We start from the raw sequence: 17,442 nt of genomic DNA on the forward strand, positions 1-17,442 counted from the left end.
CTTAGAATGACTAGGCTACACACACCTCGCCGCGCCTAAAACGCTTATGGCTAGAACAAAATTTCACCACCAAAGGTCAACAGCCCCTGGAAAAATTAAAACGCTAAACGAACACAAAACAAGGAACGACAAATGATTCGTACTGGCATCGTAGGATTTGGCTTTGCTGCCCAGACTTTCCACCTTCCTTTTCTCTCTATTCATCCAGATTTCGAACCTGTCGCGGTTGTTTCTTCAAATCATGATTTAGTGGCAGAGAAGCTCCCCTCCGCGGCGTACTACTCAAACATTGAAGAAATGCTTCGTGATGCAGAGTTGGATTTGGTCATTATCACCACACCAAACCACACGCACTTCGATCTTGCCAAACAATCACTGGAAGCGGATTGCCACGTATTGCTCGAAAAACCTTTCGTGGTAAACAGCGGACAAGGCTTGGAGCTAATCAAAATCGCCAATGCTCGCGGTAAAGTTCTTTGTCCTTACCAGAATCGACGCTGGGATGGGGATTTCCTAACAGTAAAAGCGTTGATTGAATCTGATGAACTAGGACAGGTTCGTGTTTTCGAATCGAACTTCGACCGTTTTCGTCCTGAAGTTCGTCAACGCTGGCGTGAACAGGCAGGAGAAGGATCGGGCATTCTTTATGACTTGGGTTCTCATCTAGTAGACCAGGCGCTTCACTTGTTCGGCTCACCCTTAGCAGTCACCGCTCATTGCAAAGCGATGCGTCCACAATCTCAAGCTACTGACTACTTCAAGATGACGCTGCATTACGCTGACAAAGAAGTGGTTTTGAATTCGAGCCCATACCGTTCAGGCAAAGGCTCTCGCTTTGTCGTTCAAGGAGACAAAGCGACTTTCTCATGCTTCGGTTTGGATATTCAGGAACAGCAATTGCGTGACGGTGTCACGGTAACAAATTCAGAATTCGGCCGCCAGCAACATATTGGCAAGCTTGAAATCGGTGACAACGGAACAGAGAAAGATATCGAATTGGAACATGGTTGCTATTCTGAGCTTTTTGCCAGCCTAGCATCCGCCATTTTGAACGGCACCACACCGCCAATCGACGCGTATGACGCGGTAAAAGGTATATACGCGTTAGAACTTGCCCAACATGCCTCAGAGGCAGGCAAGACTGAGCGTTGGGAGTTTTAGGGCTCTACCAAAGCGCCGAAAAGCGTCGGCGCTTTAATATCTTTGCCGAGAGCTATTCTGTCTTCATCCCCGCCCAAGAAAACCCCAAAAATTCATCAAGTAACGTCATTCCTATACTATCAATAATACGCAAAGATAAGTAGTTATAGTGCGTTAAGATGGGTGGATTTTTCCTGTAAAAACAAAAAAGCCCGCATTTGCGGGCTCAATGATGAGTGACCAATTTAGTGTTACATCATGCTCTTAGCAAAAGCGTAAACCAGCATACCTGCAAGCAGCCAGAATACTGACAAATTAAACTTACGCAGAACCGTAAAGCCAACAATCACTGCCACAATGTCAGAAACACCATGCACGGCCGACATCCAAACTGGTTGGTAAAATGCTGCAACTAGAAGACCAACAACTGCCGCATTAATCAGTACAACGGAACCAGCAAACTTGTGATGGTTCATCACAGCCTGCCAAACAGGAATGGCAGCAAACAATAGCAATGCCCCAGGAAGGAATATTGCAATGGTTGCTACTGCACTACCCAGGATTGGATTGACCCCTTCCATTGAAGCACCAATGTAGCTAGCAATGGTAAACATCGGACCCGGAACCAACTGTGCTGCTGCGTAACCTTCAACCAAAGCATCACTAGAAACCGAGTCGCCAATCAAAGGTTGCAACAGTGGAAGCACAACGTGACCACCACCAAATACAAAGCTGCCTGCTTGATAGAAGTGATTAAACAAGCTGATAACCGGTGCGGCACTTAGAGCAGGAAGTACCAATAGCGCAGCAAACACCCCGAAAAGAATGGCCGTTTGCTTAATACCTGTTGGCTCTTTGGCTTCAATCGCTACATCTGGCTTACGAATAAACAACCAACCAAGAATACCGGCGATAAGTATTGGCATCAGTTGAACCACAAGGCCAGTCTGCCAAAGGATCCAACCAGCAGAAGCCACACAAACAACAAATGTGACAGCGTCACTGATGAACTTTCGTGCCATCGTCCAGATAGCATCAGCTACAACTACGACTGCCAACAGTTTTGCAGCAGAGATAAGTAGAGCCAACGCCGAAGACTCCCCTAGGCTCGCGCTGTAAATAGCTGCTGCCGTTAATAAGGCAAAAGATGGGAAGGTAAAGCCAATAAAAGCGGCAATTGCCCCAATGTAGCCCGCACGATGATAGCCAATAAACATCCCGAGCTGACTGCTTGCAGGCCCAGGTAAGAACTGACATAGGCTTAACGCCATCGAAAACTTTTCTTCTTCAATCCACTTACGTTTTTCAACAAACTCTCTTTGAAAATAGCCAATATGAGCGACAGGACCACCAAAGCTCATGCATCCCAGCACAAAGAAACGAAACAGTACTTCTAACATCCGAAAACAAACCTCCTTAATGAACCAGGCCATCGATGAGTTTCACATCAAATACCTGAATTTCTCCCGCAATTTTAAATCTCATGCCCCATGAATAGAAACAATTCTTATCAATCCTTCATATCGATTTGATTAATTCTCTATTTAGTCATGTTCACGATCTATTCAAAATAACGACAAAAGATCCTCTCGATCTGTAGGTTTACAACAAATGTATGTTAGTGCTCACTTACATGGCTTAATATTGTTTCCACTTGAAAACAAACAACATAAGGCATTGTTATAAAATGTCTTATTAGAATCAGAACCAAGAATTTGGCTATCAACTCATTTCGTAAATCCCTTTCAGAACGCGATCTGGAATCTGATTTGGGCAGGTTCAGCACTAGAGTGCGGATCATTGAACACAACCCTTACGCAGTTTCTTCTAGCCTTTTGGTTGAATGAATTTTTGATGACAACAGCGCAGAAAAATGTTGTTCATGCCCCTCCTATCTCCACATTGAAGGAATGTTGGCAGTTACCTACTAACATCAAATTTAAATAAAGGAGATTCACTTTTTGTGACAACGTCACTCAATTAATTTGAAAGAGATGTGATACGCTATCCTCCTCTCGATAACTAACGAAAATTCCATATGTTAGATAACCTTCAGCAAATGGTGGTCTTGGCGACTGTGGCGCATGAACAGCACTTCACCCGTGCTGCCGAGTACCTTGGGATTTCAAAGTCTCAAGTCAGTAAGCAAATTCGCTATCTCGAAGAACGATTGGGCGTTCAATTGGTGCAAAGAAATACCCGCTCTGTTGCTCTAACCGAAGCAGGCGAACAATATGCTGCTTTTGGACGTCAGATTGTCGAGACGATGCAAGATGCCGAAGCCATGGTTGCTGGTTTTAGAAATGAGGTTTCTGGAAGATTAAAGGTTGGTGTTGCTCAGTCATTTGGTAATGCCCAGATCACAAAGTTACTTTCTACATTTCAAGCACAGTTTCCTGCCCTCGAGTTGGAAGTACATTTATTCGATCACCGTCCAAACCTTGTTGAAGATGGGTTTGATTGTTGGCTGGCGATTCATGAAGCACCACCAGAAGGAATGGTCGCTAGAAAACTGGGCGACTGCCAGTTTAAGTTGGTCGCCTCAGCAGCATACATTGAGGCAAACGGTTCACCCAAACACCCATCCGACCTTCGCGAGCACAATTGCATCACTTACCAAAGTGTTCAACGCACCTACGATCAGTGGCCATTTCAACGAGATGGTAGCGAACAATCAGTGACTGTCAGAGGCTCTTACCGTATTAACAACGCCCCAGCAGTTTTGGAAGCGACCAAATCAGGCGTAGGCATCGCTTATATCGCTACTTATCTATTGGATAGTGAAATTGAGAATGGCGAATTGGCGGTATTGATGAAGGATTGGAAGCCGACATTGAAGCTGCCCGTTTATGCCGTATACCCTCGTAGAGAGTATTTGGCACCGAAGGTCAGACACTTTGTAGACTTCCTTTCGGAAAATATTCGAGTCATTTAAGCTGATAAAGAAAAAGGGTATGTGACAATGTCACATACCCTTTTCGTTCAATAAATCAACGTCATGCGTCAGCTTTTTTATCGGTCGGCATGGCGTACATTGCCTTAACAATCTGAGCTACACCTTCAGGCAATGACGAAAGCTTGCTATCAAACTGGGCACGGTCACTATCGGTGATTGAGCTGTGCTCTTTGCCCGCAGCAATGTAGTTTGCTGGGAACAAGTGATAGTTTTGATAAATCTGTCGATCAATTTCTGCAGCCAGCGCTTCAGGTGAATCGAACTCGTTACCAATCACGTCACCAAACGCGACATGGATTCTGCGTTTCTGGCCAACAATGCCTTGAACGATGCTTTCGATATCTTCAAACTCACCTTTTTCGTATCCACCTTCTTGCTGCTTGCGGTAAAGCTCGTTCGCTTTTGCTGCATCACATGGATCGTTTTCGTAAGAGATTGTCACCGGAACTATACGCAGCGAAGCCACATAGTCAGCGAATTCAATTTTCTGACGACGCCCTTCCATGAAGAACATTTTCAAAATCGCAGGATCTGTTTTATCGTTGCCGTCTTTCGCACGACCTTCTCTCTGCGCAATCCAAATAGACTGCTTTTCATCCAAAGAGGCTTTGATGTAAGCAGATAACTGACCCAATGCCTTCATCATTTCTCGTGGGCCTTTCGCAGAGCGCTTAACGATAAAACTCTTATTCAGTTTCATCAATTCAGTTGCGCAAGGCTTTTTAAGCAGGTTGTCACCAATGGCGATGCGAACCGTATCAAACTGATTCTCATGCAGACACCAGTTGACCATCGCTGGGTCCATCGCAATGTCGCGGTGATTAGAAACAAACAAATAGCTGTTGTTAGGATCCAATTTGTCCAAACCACTTGTCGTCAAACCTTCTGACGTGCTTTTGATCATTGAGTCCATGTATGTGGCGATATGGAGCTGAACGTCGCGAACAGTTTTGATTTTATTCCACTTGGAATGAAGGTATCGCTTCAAGATCGGCTTAAGGAGCCAACCTGCTATGCCAGAAAACTGTGGAAAGCGGTACTTTAAAATGGCTGAGATGAATTCTTCATCTTCGATCAGACGATCAATCGCATCAGGCACTTCATCGTCATTGTATGGACGAATTTCTAAGAAAGGATCGTTAGTTTGTTGCACGTGATTCTACTTGCTCCGATAAAAACCGCGCTATTTTACGCAGATATAGGATTTCGAACATTGTTTTAATCGGCATTATACAGAGGTTGGAGGTCTTACCTCACCTCCCTTACTAATAGTTGTAACAATGCGGAGGATTTTTGGGCAACAGGGCGCGACTAACCCCTCTCTTTGCTTGATCTCGTTTAGAAAACCCAACACTATGTGCGCCTCGCAATGAGAGAAAGATAACATGAAGCAAGCCATAGAATATTTTTACCAAAAAACCGACTACCTAAATGTCGGTCCTCGAAAAAAACAGCCTCAGTCCTCCTATATTTTGGTCCACCAGGGTTTGGTTTTAATCCGCCTGGGCAAATTTGAACTTCCAGTTTGTAAGGGACAAGGCTTCTGGCTACCTTCCGATTGCCTGAGTGCGGTCACCATATTACAAAACTCAGTGATTTCTTCATTTGATTTCTCTGTTCGATCCACAGTATCAATGCCTAATTCTGCCGGTTACGTTCCGCCATCTTTGTTGGTAGCGGGTATTGCAGAGCAATTGGGGCAAACGGTCGACAATAGCTGGGATGGCGCACACGGCAGGTTGCTGCGCTGTGCACGCGATTACTTTTCTTCAGTCACACCGGATGACAAGTATGATACCAAGACCTTGCAGTTAGCAGATGCCATAGCCCGCCTTGATGGCAACGAACGACTCAAGCGTAGTGAAGTTTTGGAATGTACGGGCTTTAGTGAAGATCAGATTGCGCTACAACTGAAAGTCAGAGACTGCGTAAAGAAAATGAAGTCGGGCCACAAACTGAAAAACATTGCACAGCAAGCATCAATGCCTGAAAAGGAACTGATGCTGCTGATAGAGAGAACGGTTGGTGCTATTTAATTGGCACCTGCATTTGTAGCAGAAACTCGGTATTGGTATCTTCATGCCATCGCATATCCAACCGATACCGAGTATCGCTGTTGTTAGATTCGGTGGTAAAACTGAAGTTCAAACCGTGGTTTAAAATCCAATCTTCCATTCCAATCTCAGTAAAGCTTTGCTTTTGGTACTCTTCCGGTTTCCAAACACCAAATCCGTAGTACGAGGCTCCCGTTTGTGTGGAAAGGAAGTGTGGTATGTCCCAGTCATGCTTCCAGCTGTCCCAGATAGTTGGTATTACCTGATCTTCCACCTGCCATTCGATCACGCTGCGATTTTGCGTTTGTGAAAAGTTGATGGATTCAACGACATCCACGTCGTCAATGGCATTACCGGATTCAATGAAAGCAGCCGAAACAAACGACGGCGTAACAATAAAAGCAGCTGCCATCAATTTTGATATTAATAAAGAAATCATGAGTATGCATCTTCCCTTGCTCTATCGTGCGCCTCCAAATTGCCTATCGCGTCGGGATTTCGCTCAAGGCTTTATCAAAAAATCTGCGCCGACAAAGTCATTGTTTTTATAGCTGGCTGAAGTCTTCAGACCTCAATTTGTTAGCCAGTGCTGGCGTAGTCAGGTCATCAATGGATTCCCCTGCCAGTAATCGCTCCCTGATCGTCGTACTCCTTACGGATAGACTCTCAGGGCAAGCAAGAACATTCCATCTTTGCAAAATCTCTGCCGATTTGTGGAACTTGGAGAAGTTTAAAAGATTATCAGGCCCAAGCACGAAGGTGAGATCAGAGTTGGGATGTTGCTGCTGAATATGGTTAAGCAGAGCCCAGGTAGTCACAGATTCTTCTGCGCACAAGGTTTCTTCTTCTCGATAAAGCGTTAAATTATCGCAGTTTGATTCATCAATGAAATCGCTGACCCATTCACAGCGCTTAGAAAAATCCGCCATTTGTTTACCCCAAGCATGGGCATAACTTGGCACTAATAAAACGCGATCGAAATGACTCAATCGCTGGATGACACTGAGGTGCCCCAAACTAGGTGGGTTAAATGCACTGCCAAAGATGGCAATGTTTTGCCGTAATTCCACTTTACTCATTTCTTCTTACGTTGTTCTGCATCCATTCTCTATTGATAACCGATTCAATCCGCACCCTTCAATCTATTTGCAGTGAAATCGAGATTGGATGAACAAGAAACCATCTAGATCGCCTTTTTTGCATCAATTTGGTGAAAAAAACACATGACTCACGCCCTAAAACGGGGAAATCTTCGCTAAGCGAACTTTAAGATAAGAATGATCATGATTTTGCGCGTAGGATGTTGCAGAATAAACGAAACATGTAACAAGGGTCTGTCTTGAAATGGAACAAGCTATCCGCGAAGAAATGCGAGTATTGCCAACAATCGATGCTGAATTTGAAGTTAAGCGTCGTATCACCTTCATCAAAAGCCGTTTAAAAGCCTCTGGTACTAAATCTCTGGTTTTGGGTATTAGTGGCGGCGTCGACTCTTCCACGTGTGGCCGTCTAGCACAATTAGCCGTTGAGAAACTGAATGAAGAAACAGGTTCATCTGATTATCAGTTCATTGCTGTGCGTTTACCTTACGGTGTTCAGAAGGATGAAGATGAAGCCCAGTTGGCACTAAGCTTTATCCAACCAACACACTCTGTCAGCGTGAACATTAAAGATGGTGTTGATGGCTTGCATGCTTCAACACTGACCGCGCTGGATGGTACCGGGTTAATTCCAACAGACAATGCCAAGGTCGATTTCGTTAAGGGTAATGTGAAAGCACGTGCTCGTATGGTGGCCCAATATGAAATCGCAGGTATGGTGGGTGGATTGGTGCTAGGTACTGACCATTCTGCTGAGAACATCACAGGGTTCTACACCAAGTTTGGTGATGGTGCTTGTGATTTAGCGCCACTGTTTGGCTTAAGTAAACGGCAAGTTCGCCAGTTAGCCGCTCACTTAGGTGCACCTGAACTCTTGGTCGTAAAAACCCCTACCGCTGACCTTGAAGAACTTTCGCCTCAGAAAGCAGATGAAGATGCGCTTCAACTGACTTATGACGAGATCGATGATTTTCTGGAAGGAAAAGCTGTTGAAGATCGCGTGAAAGATCGTTTGGTGGCTATCTACAATGCCACACAGCACAAACGCCAGCCAATTCCGACTATTTACGACGACGAATAAACTCGTCCTTAACAACACAAAACGCGCTCTTGATGAGCGCTTTTTGTCTGTCTGCGGTACCTGAGATTTAATATCGGGCTATCTTGTCCCCGACTTCAATCAGCATATCCAGTTCCCACCAAATCATTTCACACAAGCCATATCGATAGGCAGCTTTGCGAAATTCAGAATGTTCCTTCTGATACATCACGAATTTTTCCGGATGGAAAAGCCGGCAAGCTTTAACGTTAGACAATCTATCACAGGCTTTTACGATTAAGGCCAGTCTTGCCGCTTCATCAGATTCATCAAGTTGAAGAAATCGCTGATTAAGTTGCCGTTTTTTATCGCTTCGATCTCCGGCGACAGGATCTGTTAAGTAGCTAACCGCTAGCGCAACTTTGTCACCAAAGTCATGGACTAACTCGTCAACGCTTGTCGTCGTATCTTCTAGCACATCGTGCAATTGAGCTACGATCATGGCATTGATGCCAAAAGGTTGTGCTAGCCTCTCAACTTCGTCCAAATGAATGTAATAAGGAAATTCTCCATAGCGCTGTCCTTCATGACGTGCGCGAGCGAATTTCTTTGCCAGCATTAACCGATCGTTCAACGTCGCCCCTTTACCCTAATAATTCCCTTATTATAAACAAGGTTAAAAATTCAGTTCGTAGGATAACGTTAGGAAATAAAAAGAAAAACGGCCAAATATTGGCCGCTTTCACATTATTCATCTTTTTTGGACGCTTCGCGCTCGCGAATCTCATTGGCCACCAGCATAATGGCCTCTCCGCTACTCATGCCCTGAGCCATCAGTGCGTGAATTCGTTCCGCTGCTTCTTGTTGTTCAACATGGCTCAGCGTTGGCATACCGTTCATTTACGACCTCGAAATCAATCTGTTTTAGAAGCCGCACATTCTACTGCCAATTGCCTTAGAAGGTAAATGCCAGTTGAACGGAACCACCGTAGCTATTGCTGTCTATCAACTGCGCCGCCAAATCAAGGTTTACAGTATTGAAAGGTGACAGGCCGAGGCCCAATGTCACTGTGCCATCCAAAGTATCTTCAAGATCGTTGATGTAACCCGCTCTCATCTGAACCCAGCCCAATGCATTAAACTCAGCCCCCAAACGTACTAACTGAGTATTGTCCACAATAGCCGGACCACCTGGAGCAGAGAAACGCTTTTGTTCATTAAGGTCTACATCAATGGCTGCAACAAACAAATCGGTCACAAACGCACCACCCACTGTGTAAAGTGGCTCGATGTGATAAGTGTAAACTCTACTATGAATTCCAGACACTGGTACGGTATTGATTTCATGTGATATTAGATTCTTGGCTGCAAAACCAAGCCGGAACGGGCCCGTTTGCCATGCTGCCCCTAAATCTACATTAAAGGCACTTTCCTCTGTTTGGTTGACATCCGAATCCCAATCGTCTCCTTCAAAATTGTCGACGTTCACTTCATAGTGGTATGTATAGTACTGTTGGGACTTAGGCGTTATACCAATAGCAATTCGTTGACCAGCAAATTCCAAATTACTAGCCAGAGCCAGCCCAACATCGACCACACCAAACGCCAATACGCGTCCTTTAGAACCTAACGTCGCAGGTACAACACCGTTGTTGATGGCATCAATATCGCTTTGCTCTATTTCTGGCATAACAACGGCTTCGGTATAGCCTTTTACAAAGAACGTGCCAGAGACAGTAGACGTAGGTATTGTAATTGCCCCACCAATACCACCGTTCAAATAAGCAAGTTTGTTTTGTACATTACTCAGTGCATTTGCAGTGGCAGTCTGATTCGCCTGATCTGTTGGGTTAGCAGTGTAAGCGTCGTATATTTCGCCAAAGTCTTCCAGACTATCAACCAGTTCATCGGGATCTCGCGCTTGAAGACCTACAACAGGGAAAAGCACACCAAAGGAACTGGTAGGATCCATGGCAACAAGCGCAGGGTTATGAAAACCTGCAGAAAGATAATCTGATGCGGCTGTACCAGCCCCACCCATAGCGTCAATTCGGCTATCAATACTGTAGTTTGCAGCTAACGCTGGCATAGACATCAGCGCAATGCTGAGTGCTAGTAAACTCTTTTTCATGACAAGAATTCCATCTCAAAGGTTCAAAAGCGGGAGACACAGTGAGTTATGCACTCGTAATCGGCATTGTGTCTGCTTTAATTAGACATGTTAGTAGAGGGCTCTTAGCAATATAAAGACAATTCTTTAAGATGTGACATCAATCGCATCAATGAGTTATTCGATTGATTTATGGTCGGATGACTAATACTGAAATATCATTCTTGCCCTGCCTTGAGAGATAGCTCTCTCAAGTCCACATCAGGCAAATCAATGAACCTAGCAATTCGTTGGACGTCTTCGAACAGAATGGCTCCTTGCCAACGCCTTTCGATGAGCGCGACGGAAAACCAGTATTGTCCGTTAGGTACGTCAATAACTGGTAATGATGTCGGTAGGTTCTTATCTTTCTCTTCTGACCAAATAGGAGCATCTTCGCCCACATCGGTCTGATAAAGATTCATCGACAAAAATGGTCTGGGGCAAGTGCTTTTCAAGTCTGTCGGTGGCGCGATTCGCCAGCTACGACTGTCTTTCCAACTGATTTTCTGAATAGGCTCAGGCTGGGAAACCAAAATCCATGAAGACCAATTTTCACCTTCGGTCGAGGTAACATCCAGCTTGTAGAGTCCGGCATGAACTGCCCCAGATAGACCTCTAATATCAAGCTTAAAGCTTTTGGCGTCATCAGGTATCAAATTGGCATTGAGTAGCTTCTTCTCGGGCCACTCTGAAAAGGTGACATTTAAGATCCCGGTATCAGAAGATCCATAGATTGAGAATTGGTAATACACCCGATTTGGGGTTTGTACTGTTTCTCTACGAATCACAATCGCCTGAAGCCAACTGGGAAGTGAGAGAGTGCTTAAACTCCTGCCGCAATCTTCACTGATAGCCAAAGAGAGTAGTTCTGTAAGATGACGCTGTTCTGTATCTGTATTGTCTTGTTGCCAGGCCTCTACCATGGCTTCAAAACTTTGGGCGGTATTCCCTTCAAGTAAACGCTGGTGGGCAGAGGTCAATGCATCTGACCCGCTAAACCAAGCTGCAGCAATGCCGAAAGGAAAGATCGTTATAATAAAGAGGAATACCGTTGGTTTCATCAGTGCATTTTCATCCGGTAGCCCACGCCACGAAGTGTTTCGATTTCTACTTCAGGTAACTTTTGGCGAAGCTGCAGTACGTGTGTATCAACAGTACGCGTTGTTGGGTAATGGCTGTAACCCCAGACCTGATCAAGTAACTCATCACGGGTAAATACTCGACCCGCATGCTTGGCCAAAAATGCCAGCAAGTCGAATTCTGTGCGCGTCAGAATGACTTCGCTCTCAGAACAAATTACAGAACGTGTAGACAGATTGATTCGCAACTTACCGACAACAATATCATCAACGGCAGAAGTTTCATCTTCTGTAACAGAGCGACGAAGATGAACACGGATACGCGCCAGCAGCTCTGCTTCTGCGAAGGGTTTCGTCATGTAGTCAGTTGCACCTGAGTCCAAACCACCCACCCGATCTCGTACCGAGACCATCGCAGTCAGCATGATAACTGGGACTTCTTTGATCTTTTTCCACGCAGGAAGCCATTCCATAGAATCGCCTTCCGGTAGCTGGCGATCGAGAACGACTAGATCAGCTTTCTCCCAAAGTACTTCTACTTTACCTGCGCAATCAGCGTAAAGGCATTTGTATCCGTTTTGTTCCAAACTGGCGAGAAGACCATCTGCCAAGTTTGCATCATCTTCAACCAGCAACAGAGTCGTTTGTTGGGTCACAAGGTATCTCCAAAGTAAATGTGGTTGGTGGTCCAGACAAAGTCAGTCTGCCCCCCATCCTTTCTATCATTGCTTCAACAATTGTCAGTCCTAGCCCCAAGCCTTTCTCGCTGACAAAGGGTTTTCGAATCATTTTCCAATCTTTTGCGGTCAGTCTTCCCTGATCCTGTACACGAATTGCTAACAGGCCGCTATTTTTTTCGGCATACACCATAACAGGTGCTTCACCGTATTTTTTAGCGTTGCTAATAAGGTTGTCGAGTGATGTCGTCAACCAATAAACGTTGACCGTAATCGGTCCATCATCTTTTACTTGCAATTCTACCTGGCGTTCCTCACACAGGTAACCAAGCCAGTCTTGCAATGATGGAATGTCTTCCCTCACCAGTTGCTGCTGGTTTGATTGCAGATAATCTTTACTCGCCTCTGCAAGCTGCTTTAATCGCATAGAATCTTCACATAGTCGACGAAACTCATCATAAAGGGGCTCAGGTAAACTGTCGAATTTACGACGAAATCCTTCTACCGTCATTCCCAGACTCGCAATGGGAGTGCGAAGTTCATGAGTCAGGATCTGCAAAACCAGCATACGTTCCTGCATAAGGCGGCGTTTAACTGTCCAGCGGTTAAATACCCATCCCGCGATCCACAGTAAGTTGATAACAGCCAGCGCAATAACAAGCTGCGACCAATAGGATGGCGCAAGCTTCTGGTTCCAACAGACATTACCAATACGCGATAGACAGAAGCCATTCTCATCGATCGGTGAGGCCAACAGGTTTTGATTTTCCAACAACGGCATCCACGAATCTGCACTGTACACCTTGTATTGACTACCCTCACGTAGCCATAAGTCTTCACCAGAAAGAATCGACTCTGCACCACCATTTAATGCATTAACGCCATTTTCTGGCATGCGCTGAAGGCGCCCGAGCAGAGTTTCCGGAGGAGAAAGTAACCTTTCTTTTATATGGAAAAAGCGCAGCAACTCATCACGGCGGTCCGGGAATTTCTCCACATATTTTGCTGCATAGCTGCCTCCGCCCGGATGGATCAGGTTTGAGCGAGAAAACCATACAGAAGGTAACTGGGTGTTGAAACACATAGCGCGGGTGAATACTAAAGGGTCTGTCACAAGCGGACTAAGCGGCCATGGCCCTTTACACTTTTCCGATGACTGATAAAGGCGTTTAAGATCTTTCAGCGGATAGTTATAGGACTGTGGTAGAAGGCTGTCAGGTACTAACAGTGCTTTTGGATATTCGCTGTGAATAGCATTAAGGGCATAAGTAGCAATTGGTCGTTCAGCCAATAGCGACAGCCTGAACGCACTAAGCTGTTCAGGGAATGACGCATTAGCCCAGACAGGTGAGCTGAGGAGTGTATAACAAACAATCAGAAACTTTTGCATGGCGTGAGATTACCATCAAAATATTTCACAATGTCAGTAGTTTGTAAGAGTCTAAGCAAGAAAAATCGCTATCTGCTGCTTTCACGCACAAAAAAGGCCAGCATGTTGCTGGCCTGATTCATTTGTTTCGCTGGATTAGATAGCTTTCGAGATAGCGTCCACACTCTCTTTCGCATCACCGAACAGCATCGCTGTATTCTCTTTAAAGAATAGCGGGTTCTGTACACCAGCATAACCTGTGTTCATAGAACGTTTGAATACGATTACGTTTTTTGCATTCCACACTTCCAAAACTGGCATGCCAGCGATTGGGCTGTTCGGATCTTCCATAGCAGCTGGGTTTACGGTGTCGTTTGCACCAATAACCAATACAGTGTCTGTTTCAGGGAAGTCCTCGTTGATCTCGTCCATCTCCAAAACGATGTCATACGGTACTTTTGCCTCAGCAAGCAGTACGTTCATGTGACCCGGAAGACGACCCGCAACAGGGTGAATACCAAAACGAACATCAACGCCTTTCGCACGGAGCTTTTCGGTGATCTCATGAACTGGGTACTGTGCCTGAGCAACCGCCATACCGTATCCAGGAGTAATGATCACAGAGCGAGAGTCTTTCAGCATTTCTGCTACTTCATCAGCAGACACTTCACGGTGCTCACCGTAATCAGTATCAGACGAGACTGAAACTTCCTGACCAAAACCGCCAGCGATAACACTGATAAAAGAGCGGTTCATCGCTTTACACATGATGTAGGACAGAATCGCACCTGACGAACCTACCAATGCACCCGTTACGATCAACAGATCGTTTGCCAGCATGAAACCAGCAGCCGCTGCGGCCCAACCAGAATATGAGTTCAGCATTGAAACGACAACTGGCATATCAGCGCCGCCGATAGAGGCCACCAGGTGGTAACCAAATGCGAATGCAATAAGTGTCATCAAAATCAGCGCAAACGTACTGCCATCAGCTTCCACGAAGTAAACCATCAGCAGCGTTGAAACAACAACAGCTGCAAGGTTCATTTTGTGTTTGTGAGGCAAATTCAGAGCCGAAGATGAAATGATACCGCGCAGCTTGCCGAATGCGACTATCGAACCTGTGAAAGTCACAGCACCAATGAACACACCCAAGAACACTTCAACCATGTGAATGACGTGTTCGGTATGAGCGAATTCACCTGAGTACGCTGGCGGTTCTAAGTAGCTGTTGTAGCCGACCAAAACCGCGGCCATACCTACGAAGCTGTGTAGAATCGCAACCAGTTCTGGCATTTCAGTCATTTCCACGCGTTTCGCGTAGTAGATACCGACGGCACCACCAATAACCATAGCGAGGATGATCCAAGTCAAACCTTCCGCATAAGGGCCAAAGATGGTGGCGATGAGTGCGATGCTCATACCAGCGATACCAAAGTAGTTACCTGATTTTGCTGACGTTTGCTTTGATAAGCCAGCAAGGCTCAGGATGAAAAACAGTGCAGCAACAATATATGCCGCTTGTGCTAGTCCTGCAGACATTCTTTGCTACTCCTATTAATCTTTACGGAACATTTCAAGCATGCGCTTGGTAACCGTGAAGCCACCAAAAATATTTATGCTTGCAATGAGAACGGCAATAAAGGCGAGGAAAGAAACCACACCGTTGCCTTGACCAATTTGAAGTAGCGCACCCACAACGATGATACCTGAGATAGCATTTGTAACTGACATCAGAGGAGTGTGTAGAGCATGTGTCACGTTCCAAACCACGTAGTAACCGACAACACAAGCGAGCACAAATACAGTAAAGTGTGAAAGGAACGCTGGTGGAGCAACAGACGCTACCCAACCAAAGGCACCCAAACCTACAACCAAAGCTGCAATCTTCTTCGTTGGTGAAGTTGGCTCTTCAACTTTTGGTTCTTTCGCTGCAACAGGTTCAGCTTTTGCCTGTGGCTGCGCTGATACTTGAATAGGTGGCGCTGGCCAGGTGATTTCACCATCTTTAACAACAGTCACGCCACGCAGAACCACATCTTCAAAATCGATGTCGATGTTGCCGTCTTTTTCTTTGCAAAGCAGCTTCATCAGGTTCACTAGGTTGGTACCGTAAAGCTGAGAAGATTGCGTTGGCAGGCGACCAACCATGTCGGTGTAACCGATAACTTTAACGCCGTTATCTGTTACAACCACTTTGTCTGCTTCTGTGTATTCGCAGTTACCGCCATTCGCGGCAGCCAAGTCAACGATCACGCTGCCCGCTTTCATCGAATCAACCATCTCTTTGGTCACCAGTTTTGGTGCTGGGCGACCGGGAATCAGTGCGGTGGTAATGATGATATCAACGTCTTTTGCTTGTTCAGCATAAAGCTCAGCGGCTTTCTTGTTGAAGTCATCAGACATTTCTTTCGCGTAGCCGTCGCCGCTGCCCGCTTGTTCCTGAAAATCTACTTGCAGGAACTCAGCGCCCATACTTTCGACCTGCTCTTTAACCTCAGGACGAACGTCAAACGCACGAACAATTGCGCCAAGGCTGCCGGCTGCACCGATTGCAGCCAAGCCCGCAACACCAGCACCAGCAACGAATACTTTGGCTGGTGGCACTTTACCGGCTGCAGTAATTTGGCCTGTAAAAAAGCGACCAAACTCGTGTGCGGCTTCAACTACTGCACGGTAACCGGCAATGTTTGCCATAGAACTCAATGCATCCAGCGCTTGTGCACGAGAAATGCGCGGCACAGAATCCATCGCCAGAACATTGATTTTTTTTGTGGTGAGATCTTGCATCAAAGCTTCATTCTGGGCAGGCCAGATAAAGCTAACGAGCGTTGCGCCCTCTTTGATAAGATCGATTTCGTCAATACCTGCCGCTTCATCTTTATGCGGCGCATTAACTTTGAAGATTATGTCAGATTGCCAAACAATGTCGGCATCAACAACTTTCGCTCCGGCCTGCTCGAAAGCAGCGTTATCGAAACTCGCCAGTTGCCCGGCATCCTTCTCGACAACAACTTCGAAGCCCATTTTTAATAGCTGCTCAACCGTTTTCGGTGTGGCAGCAACTCGCGTTTCATGAGCAAGTATTTCTTTTGGAACACCAATTTGCATAGTTAGTCCCTGACTATTGGCAGTGTAAGTAATTTGTTTGTAGCGAACTGATAAAGCTTAATCAATACATTTGTAGAAAAAATACCAAAATAATCTATTATCAAGCCCTGAACGAGCTAATTTTAATGCCTTTTGGTAATAAAATAACACCATTTGTTTAAGGCCGGAGGTCAGACCTGACTGAGCGTAATTCTACTAACTTATTGATTTAACTCTTACTAACTTCTAGTGATCTCACACATCTTTGACGTTTCGTATCCTTACGAACCGCTGGTGTACTTTGTGACCGAAATTTCAAATTTTGCTTTGATCTCGGTCAGGTCCGAAAGATCCCTTTGGCTTAAACATAACGCCCTGATCAATCAAAACATTCTTTCGCCCATTTGATCGATAAACAATTGAGACTTTTTAAGCATCAACTCATTAGCGCTGTCTTTTGAAGGCAGAAGATCCGAACGGATAAAACTATGGGTTTTAAGCTGCCCATCCACTTCTTTACAAATGCGCCCGTTAATTCGGAATTGTCCACCTTCTGACTTTGCTTCGGCGTAAATCAGAAAACCTTTGTATACGGTTGGCTCTGTTTCTTTAGTCGGCTTTTCTTTACTGCTGAATAACCAATCAAAAAGTCCCACGTTAAGTCACTCTCAATATTTGAACCAGTTCGATAGTTCATAGTGACGAAACGCCCAGTTTTTGTCCAGAGCATCGGAAGGGAAAATTGAGGTTTGAACGAGATAAATTCTTGGTGGGTGCGAAAAATAA

17 protein-coding genes are annotated in these 17,442 nt (G+C 45.4%); 4 read left to right on the forward strand and 13 right to left on the reverse strand.

The genetic code is table 11. The features are described from left to right. The first annotated feature begins 132 nt into the window (after positions 1-132). The gene (locus GMA8713_RS08390) at positions 133-1,161 is read left to right on the forward strand and encodes a Gfo/Idh/MocA family oxidoreductase (protein WP_062707890.1); all 1,029 of its coding nucleotides are present in this window, start codon (positions 133-135) and stop codon (positions 1,159-1,161) included. A 230-nt stretch (positions 1,162-1,391) separates the two neighbouring features. On the opposite strand, the gene chrA is transcribed toward GMA8713_RS08390, so the two are convergent. Then, a complete protein-coding gene (gene chrA, locus GMA8713_RS08395) occupies positions 1,392-2,540 on the reverse strand; it encodes a chromate efflux transporter (protein WP_062707892.1) in 1,149 nt (382 codons plus the stop codon). Positions 2,541-3,178: 638 nt separating this feature from the next. Here chrA and GMA8713_RS08400 point away from each other — a divergent pair. After that, positions 3,179-4,075 (forward strand): LysR family transcriptional regulator, encoded by an 897-nt coding sequence (locus GMA8713_RS08400; protein WP_062707895.1) that lies wholly within the window; start codon positions 3,179-3,181, stop codon positions 4,073-4,075. Between the two features lie 61 nt (positions 4,076-4,136). Here GMA8713_RS08400 and GMA8713_RS08405 read toward each other — a convergent pair whose 3' ends face one another. Next, positions 4,137-5,249 carry a 1-acyl-sn-glycerol-3-phosphate acyltransferase gene (locus GMA8713_RS08405; protein WP_062707898.1) on the reverse strand — a complete coding sequence of 371 codons (1,113 nt, stop codon included), beginning with the start codon at positions 5,247-5,249 and terminating at the stop codon, positions 4,137-4,139. A gap of 481 nt (positions 5,250-5,730) precedes the next feature. On the opposite strand from GMA8713_RS08405, the gene GMA8713_RS28045 reads away from it, so the two are divergent. Next, entirely contained in the window at positions 5,731-6,132 is a 402-nt protein-coding gene (locus GMA8713_RS28045) for a hypothetical protein (protein ID WP_232314393.1), read from the forward strand. On the opposite strand, the gene GMA8713_RS08415 is transcribed toward GMA8713_RS28045, so the two are convergent. Together GMA8713_RS08415 and GMA8713_RS08420 are read right to left on the reverse strand one after the other, a co-directional pair. After that, positions 6,125-6,589 carry a hypothetical protein gene (locus GMA8713_RS08415; RefSeq protein ID WP_062707904.1) on the reverse strand — a complete coding sequence of 155 codons (465 nt, stop codon included), beginning with the start codon at positions 6,587-6,589 and terminating at the stop codon, positions 6,125-6,127. The two genes, GMA8713_RS28045 and GMA8713_RS08415, sit on opposite strands and share 8 nt — an antisense overlap. Positions 6,590-6,695: 106 nt before the next feature. Further along, complete coding sequence (locus tag GMA8713_RS08420; RefSeq protein WP_062707907.1) at positions 6,696-7,229, reverse strand: nicotinate-nicotinamide nucleotide adenylyltransferase; 534 nt, start codon at positions 7,227-7,229, stop codon at positions 6,696-6,698. A 265-nt stretch (positions 7,230-7,494) separates the two neighbouring features. Between GMA8713_RS08420 and nadE the strand changes: the two genes are divergently transcribed. After that, complete coding sequence (nadE, locus tag GMA8713_RS08425; protein ID WP_062707910.1) at positions 7,495-8,331, forward strand: NAD(+) synthase; 837 nt, start codon at positions 7,495-7,497, stop codon at positions 8,329-8,331. A gap of 67 nt (positions 8,332-8,398) precedes the next feature. Here the strand turns inward: nadE and GMA8713_RS08430 are convergent, their stop codons facing one another. The 9 genes from GMA8713_RS08430 to GMA8713_RS08465 all read right to left on the reverse strand — a co-directional run bounded on the left by GMA8713_RS08430 (position 8,399) and on the right by GMA8713_RS08465 (position 17,312). Next, positions 8,399-8,923 carry a nucleotidyltransferase family protein gene (locus GMA8713_RS08430; protein ID WP_062707913.1) on the reverse strand — a complete coding sequence of 175 codons (525 nt, stop codon included), beginning with the start codon at positions 8,921-8,923 and terminating at the stop codon, positions 8,399-8,401. 113 nt (positions 8,924-9,036) lie between these two features. Further along, positions 9,037-9,189, reverse strand: coding sequence for a YoaH family protein (locus GMA8713_RS26640; protein ID WP_157515540.1), 153 nt, complete (start codon positions 9,187-9,189; stop codon positions 9,037-9,039). Positions 9,190-9,244: 55 nt separating this feature from the next. Then, on the reverse strand, positions 9,245-10,420 hold the full coding sequence (locus GMA8713_RS08435; RefSeq protein ID WP_062707914.1) for a conjugal transfer protein TraF: 1,176 nt from the start codon (positions 10,418-10,420) through the stop codon (positions 9,245-9,247). A gap of 197 nt (positions 10,421-10,617) precedes the next feature. After that, positions 10,618-11,502, reverse strand: coding sequence for a DUF2861 family protein (locus GMA8713_RS08440; protein ID WP_062707915.1), 885 nt, complete (start codon positions 11,500-11,502; stop codon positions 10,618-10,620). Next, positions 11,502-12,176 carry a response regulator transcription factor gene (locus tag GMA8713_RS08445; protein ID WP_062707916.1) on the reverse strand — a complete coding sequence of 225 codons (675 nt, stop codon included), beginning with the start codon at positions 12,174-12,176 and terminating at the stop codon, positions 11,502-11,504. Before GMA8713_RS08445 ends, GMA8713_RS08440 begins: the two co-directional genes overlap by 1 nt. Continuing rightward, the gene (locus GMA8713_RS08450) at positions 12,145-13,587 is read right to left on the reverse strand and encodes an ATP-binding protein (RefSeq protein ID WP_062707917.1); all 1,443 of its coding nucleotides are present in this window, start codon (positions 13,585-13,587) and stop codon (positions 12,145-12,147) included. Before GMA8713_RS08450 ends, GMA8713_RS08445 begins: the two co-directional genes overlap by 32 nt. Before the next feature lie 135 nt (positions 13,588-13,722). After that, the gene (pntB, locus tag GMA8713_RS08455; RefSeq protein ID WP_062707918.1) at positions 13,723-15,108 is read right to left on the reverse strand and encodes a Re/Si-specific NAD(P)(+) transhydrogenase subunit beta; all 1,386 of its coding nucleotides are present in this window, start codon (positions 15,106-15,108) and stop codon (positions 13,723-13,725) included. A gap of 15 nt (positions 15,109-15,123) precedes the next feature. After that, positions 15,124-16,677, reverse strand: a complete 1,554-nt coding sequence (gene pntA, locus GMA8713_RS08460) for a Re/Si-specific NAD(P)(+) transhydrogenase subunit alpha (protein ID WP_062707921.1) — start codon at positions 16,675-16,677, stop codon at positions 15,124-15,126. Positions 16,678-17,039: 362 nt separating this feature from the next. After that, a complete protein-coding gene (locus GMA8713_RS08465; protein WP_062707926.1) occupies positions 17,040-17,312 on the reverse strand; it encodes an HlyU family transcriptional regulator in 273 nt (90 codons plus the stop codon). Positions 17,313-17,442 lie beyond the last annotated feature (130 nt).

The organism is Grimontia marina (genome assembly GCF_900060185.1).
Classification (GTDB): Bacteria; Pseudomonadota; Gammaproteobacteria; order Enterobacterales; family Vibrionaceae; genus Enterovibrio; species Enterovibrio marinus.

Bases quoted from the DNA above. Each gene is read 5' to 3' on its own strand.
- GMA8713_RS08390 (WP_062707890.1), top strand. From the start codon at position 133: ATGATTCGTACTGGCATCGTAGGATTTGGCTTTGCTGCCCAGACTTTC.
- chrA (WP_062707892.1), bottom strand. From the start codon at position 2,540: ATGTTAGAAGTACTGTTTCGTTTCTTTGTGCTGGGATGCATGAGCTTT.
- GMA8713_RS08400 (WP_062707895.1), top strand. From the start codon at position 3,179: ATGTTAGATAACCTTCAGCAAATGGTGGTCTTGGCGACTGTGGCGCAT.
- GMA8713_RS28045 (WP_232314393.1), top strand. From the start codon at position 5,731: ATGCCTAATTCTGCCGGTTACGTTCCGCCATCTTTGTTGGTAGCGGGT.
- GMA8713_RS08415 (WP_062707904.1), bottom strand. From the start codon at position 6,589: ATGATTTCTTTATTAATATCAAAATTGATGGCAGCTGCTTTTATTGTT.
- GMA8713_RS08420 (WP_062707907.1), bottom strand. From the start codon at position 7,229: ATGAGTAAAGTGGAATTACGGCAAAACATTGCCATCTTTGGCAGTGCA.
- nadE (WP_062707910.1), top strand. From the start codon at position 7,495: ATGGAACAAGCTATCCGCGAAGAAATGCGAGTATTGCCAACAATCGAT.
- GMA8713_RS26640 (WP_157515540.1), bottom strand. From the start codon at position 9,189: ATGAACGGTATGCCAACGCTGAGCCATGTTGAACAACAAGAAGCAGCG.
- GMA8713_RS08435 (WP_062707914.1), bottom strand. From the start codon at position 10,420: ATGAAAAAGAGTTTACTAGCACTCAGCATTGCGCTGATGTCTATGCCA.
- GMA8713_RS08440 (WP_062707915.1), bottom strand. From the start codon at position 11,502: ATGAAACCAACGGTATTCCTCTTTATTATAACGATCTTTCCTTTCGGC.
- GMA8713_RS08450 (WP_062707917.1), bottom strand. From the start codon at position 13,587: ATGCAAAAGTTTCTGATTGTTTGTTATACACTCCTCAGCTCACCTGTC.
- pntB (WP_062707918.1), bottom strand. From the start codon at position 15,108: ATGTCTGCAGGACTAGCACAAGCGGCATATATTGTTGCTGCACTGTTT.
- pntA (WP_062707921.1), bottom strand. From the start codon at position 16,677: ATGCAAATTGGTGTTCCAAAAGAAATACTTGCTCATGAAACGCGAGTT.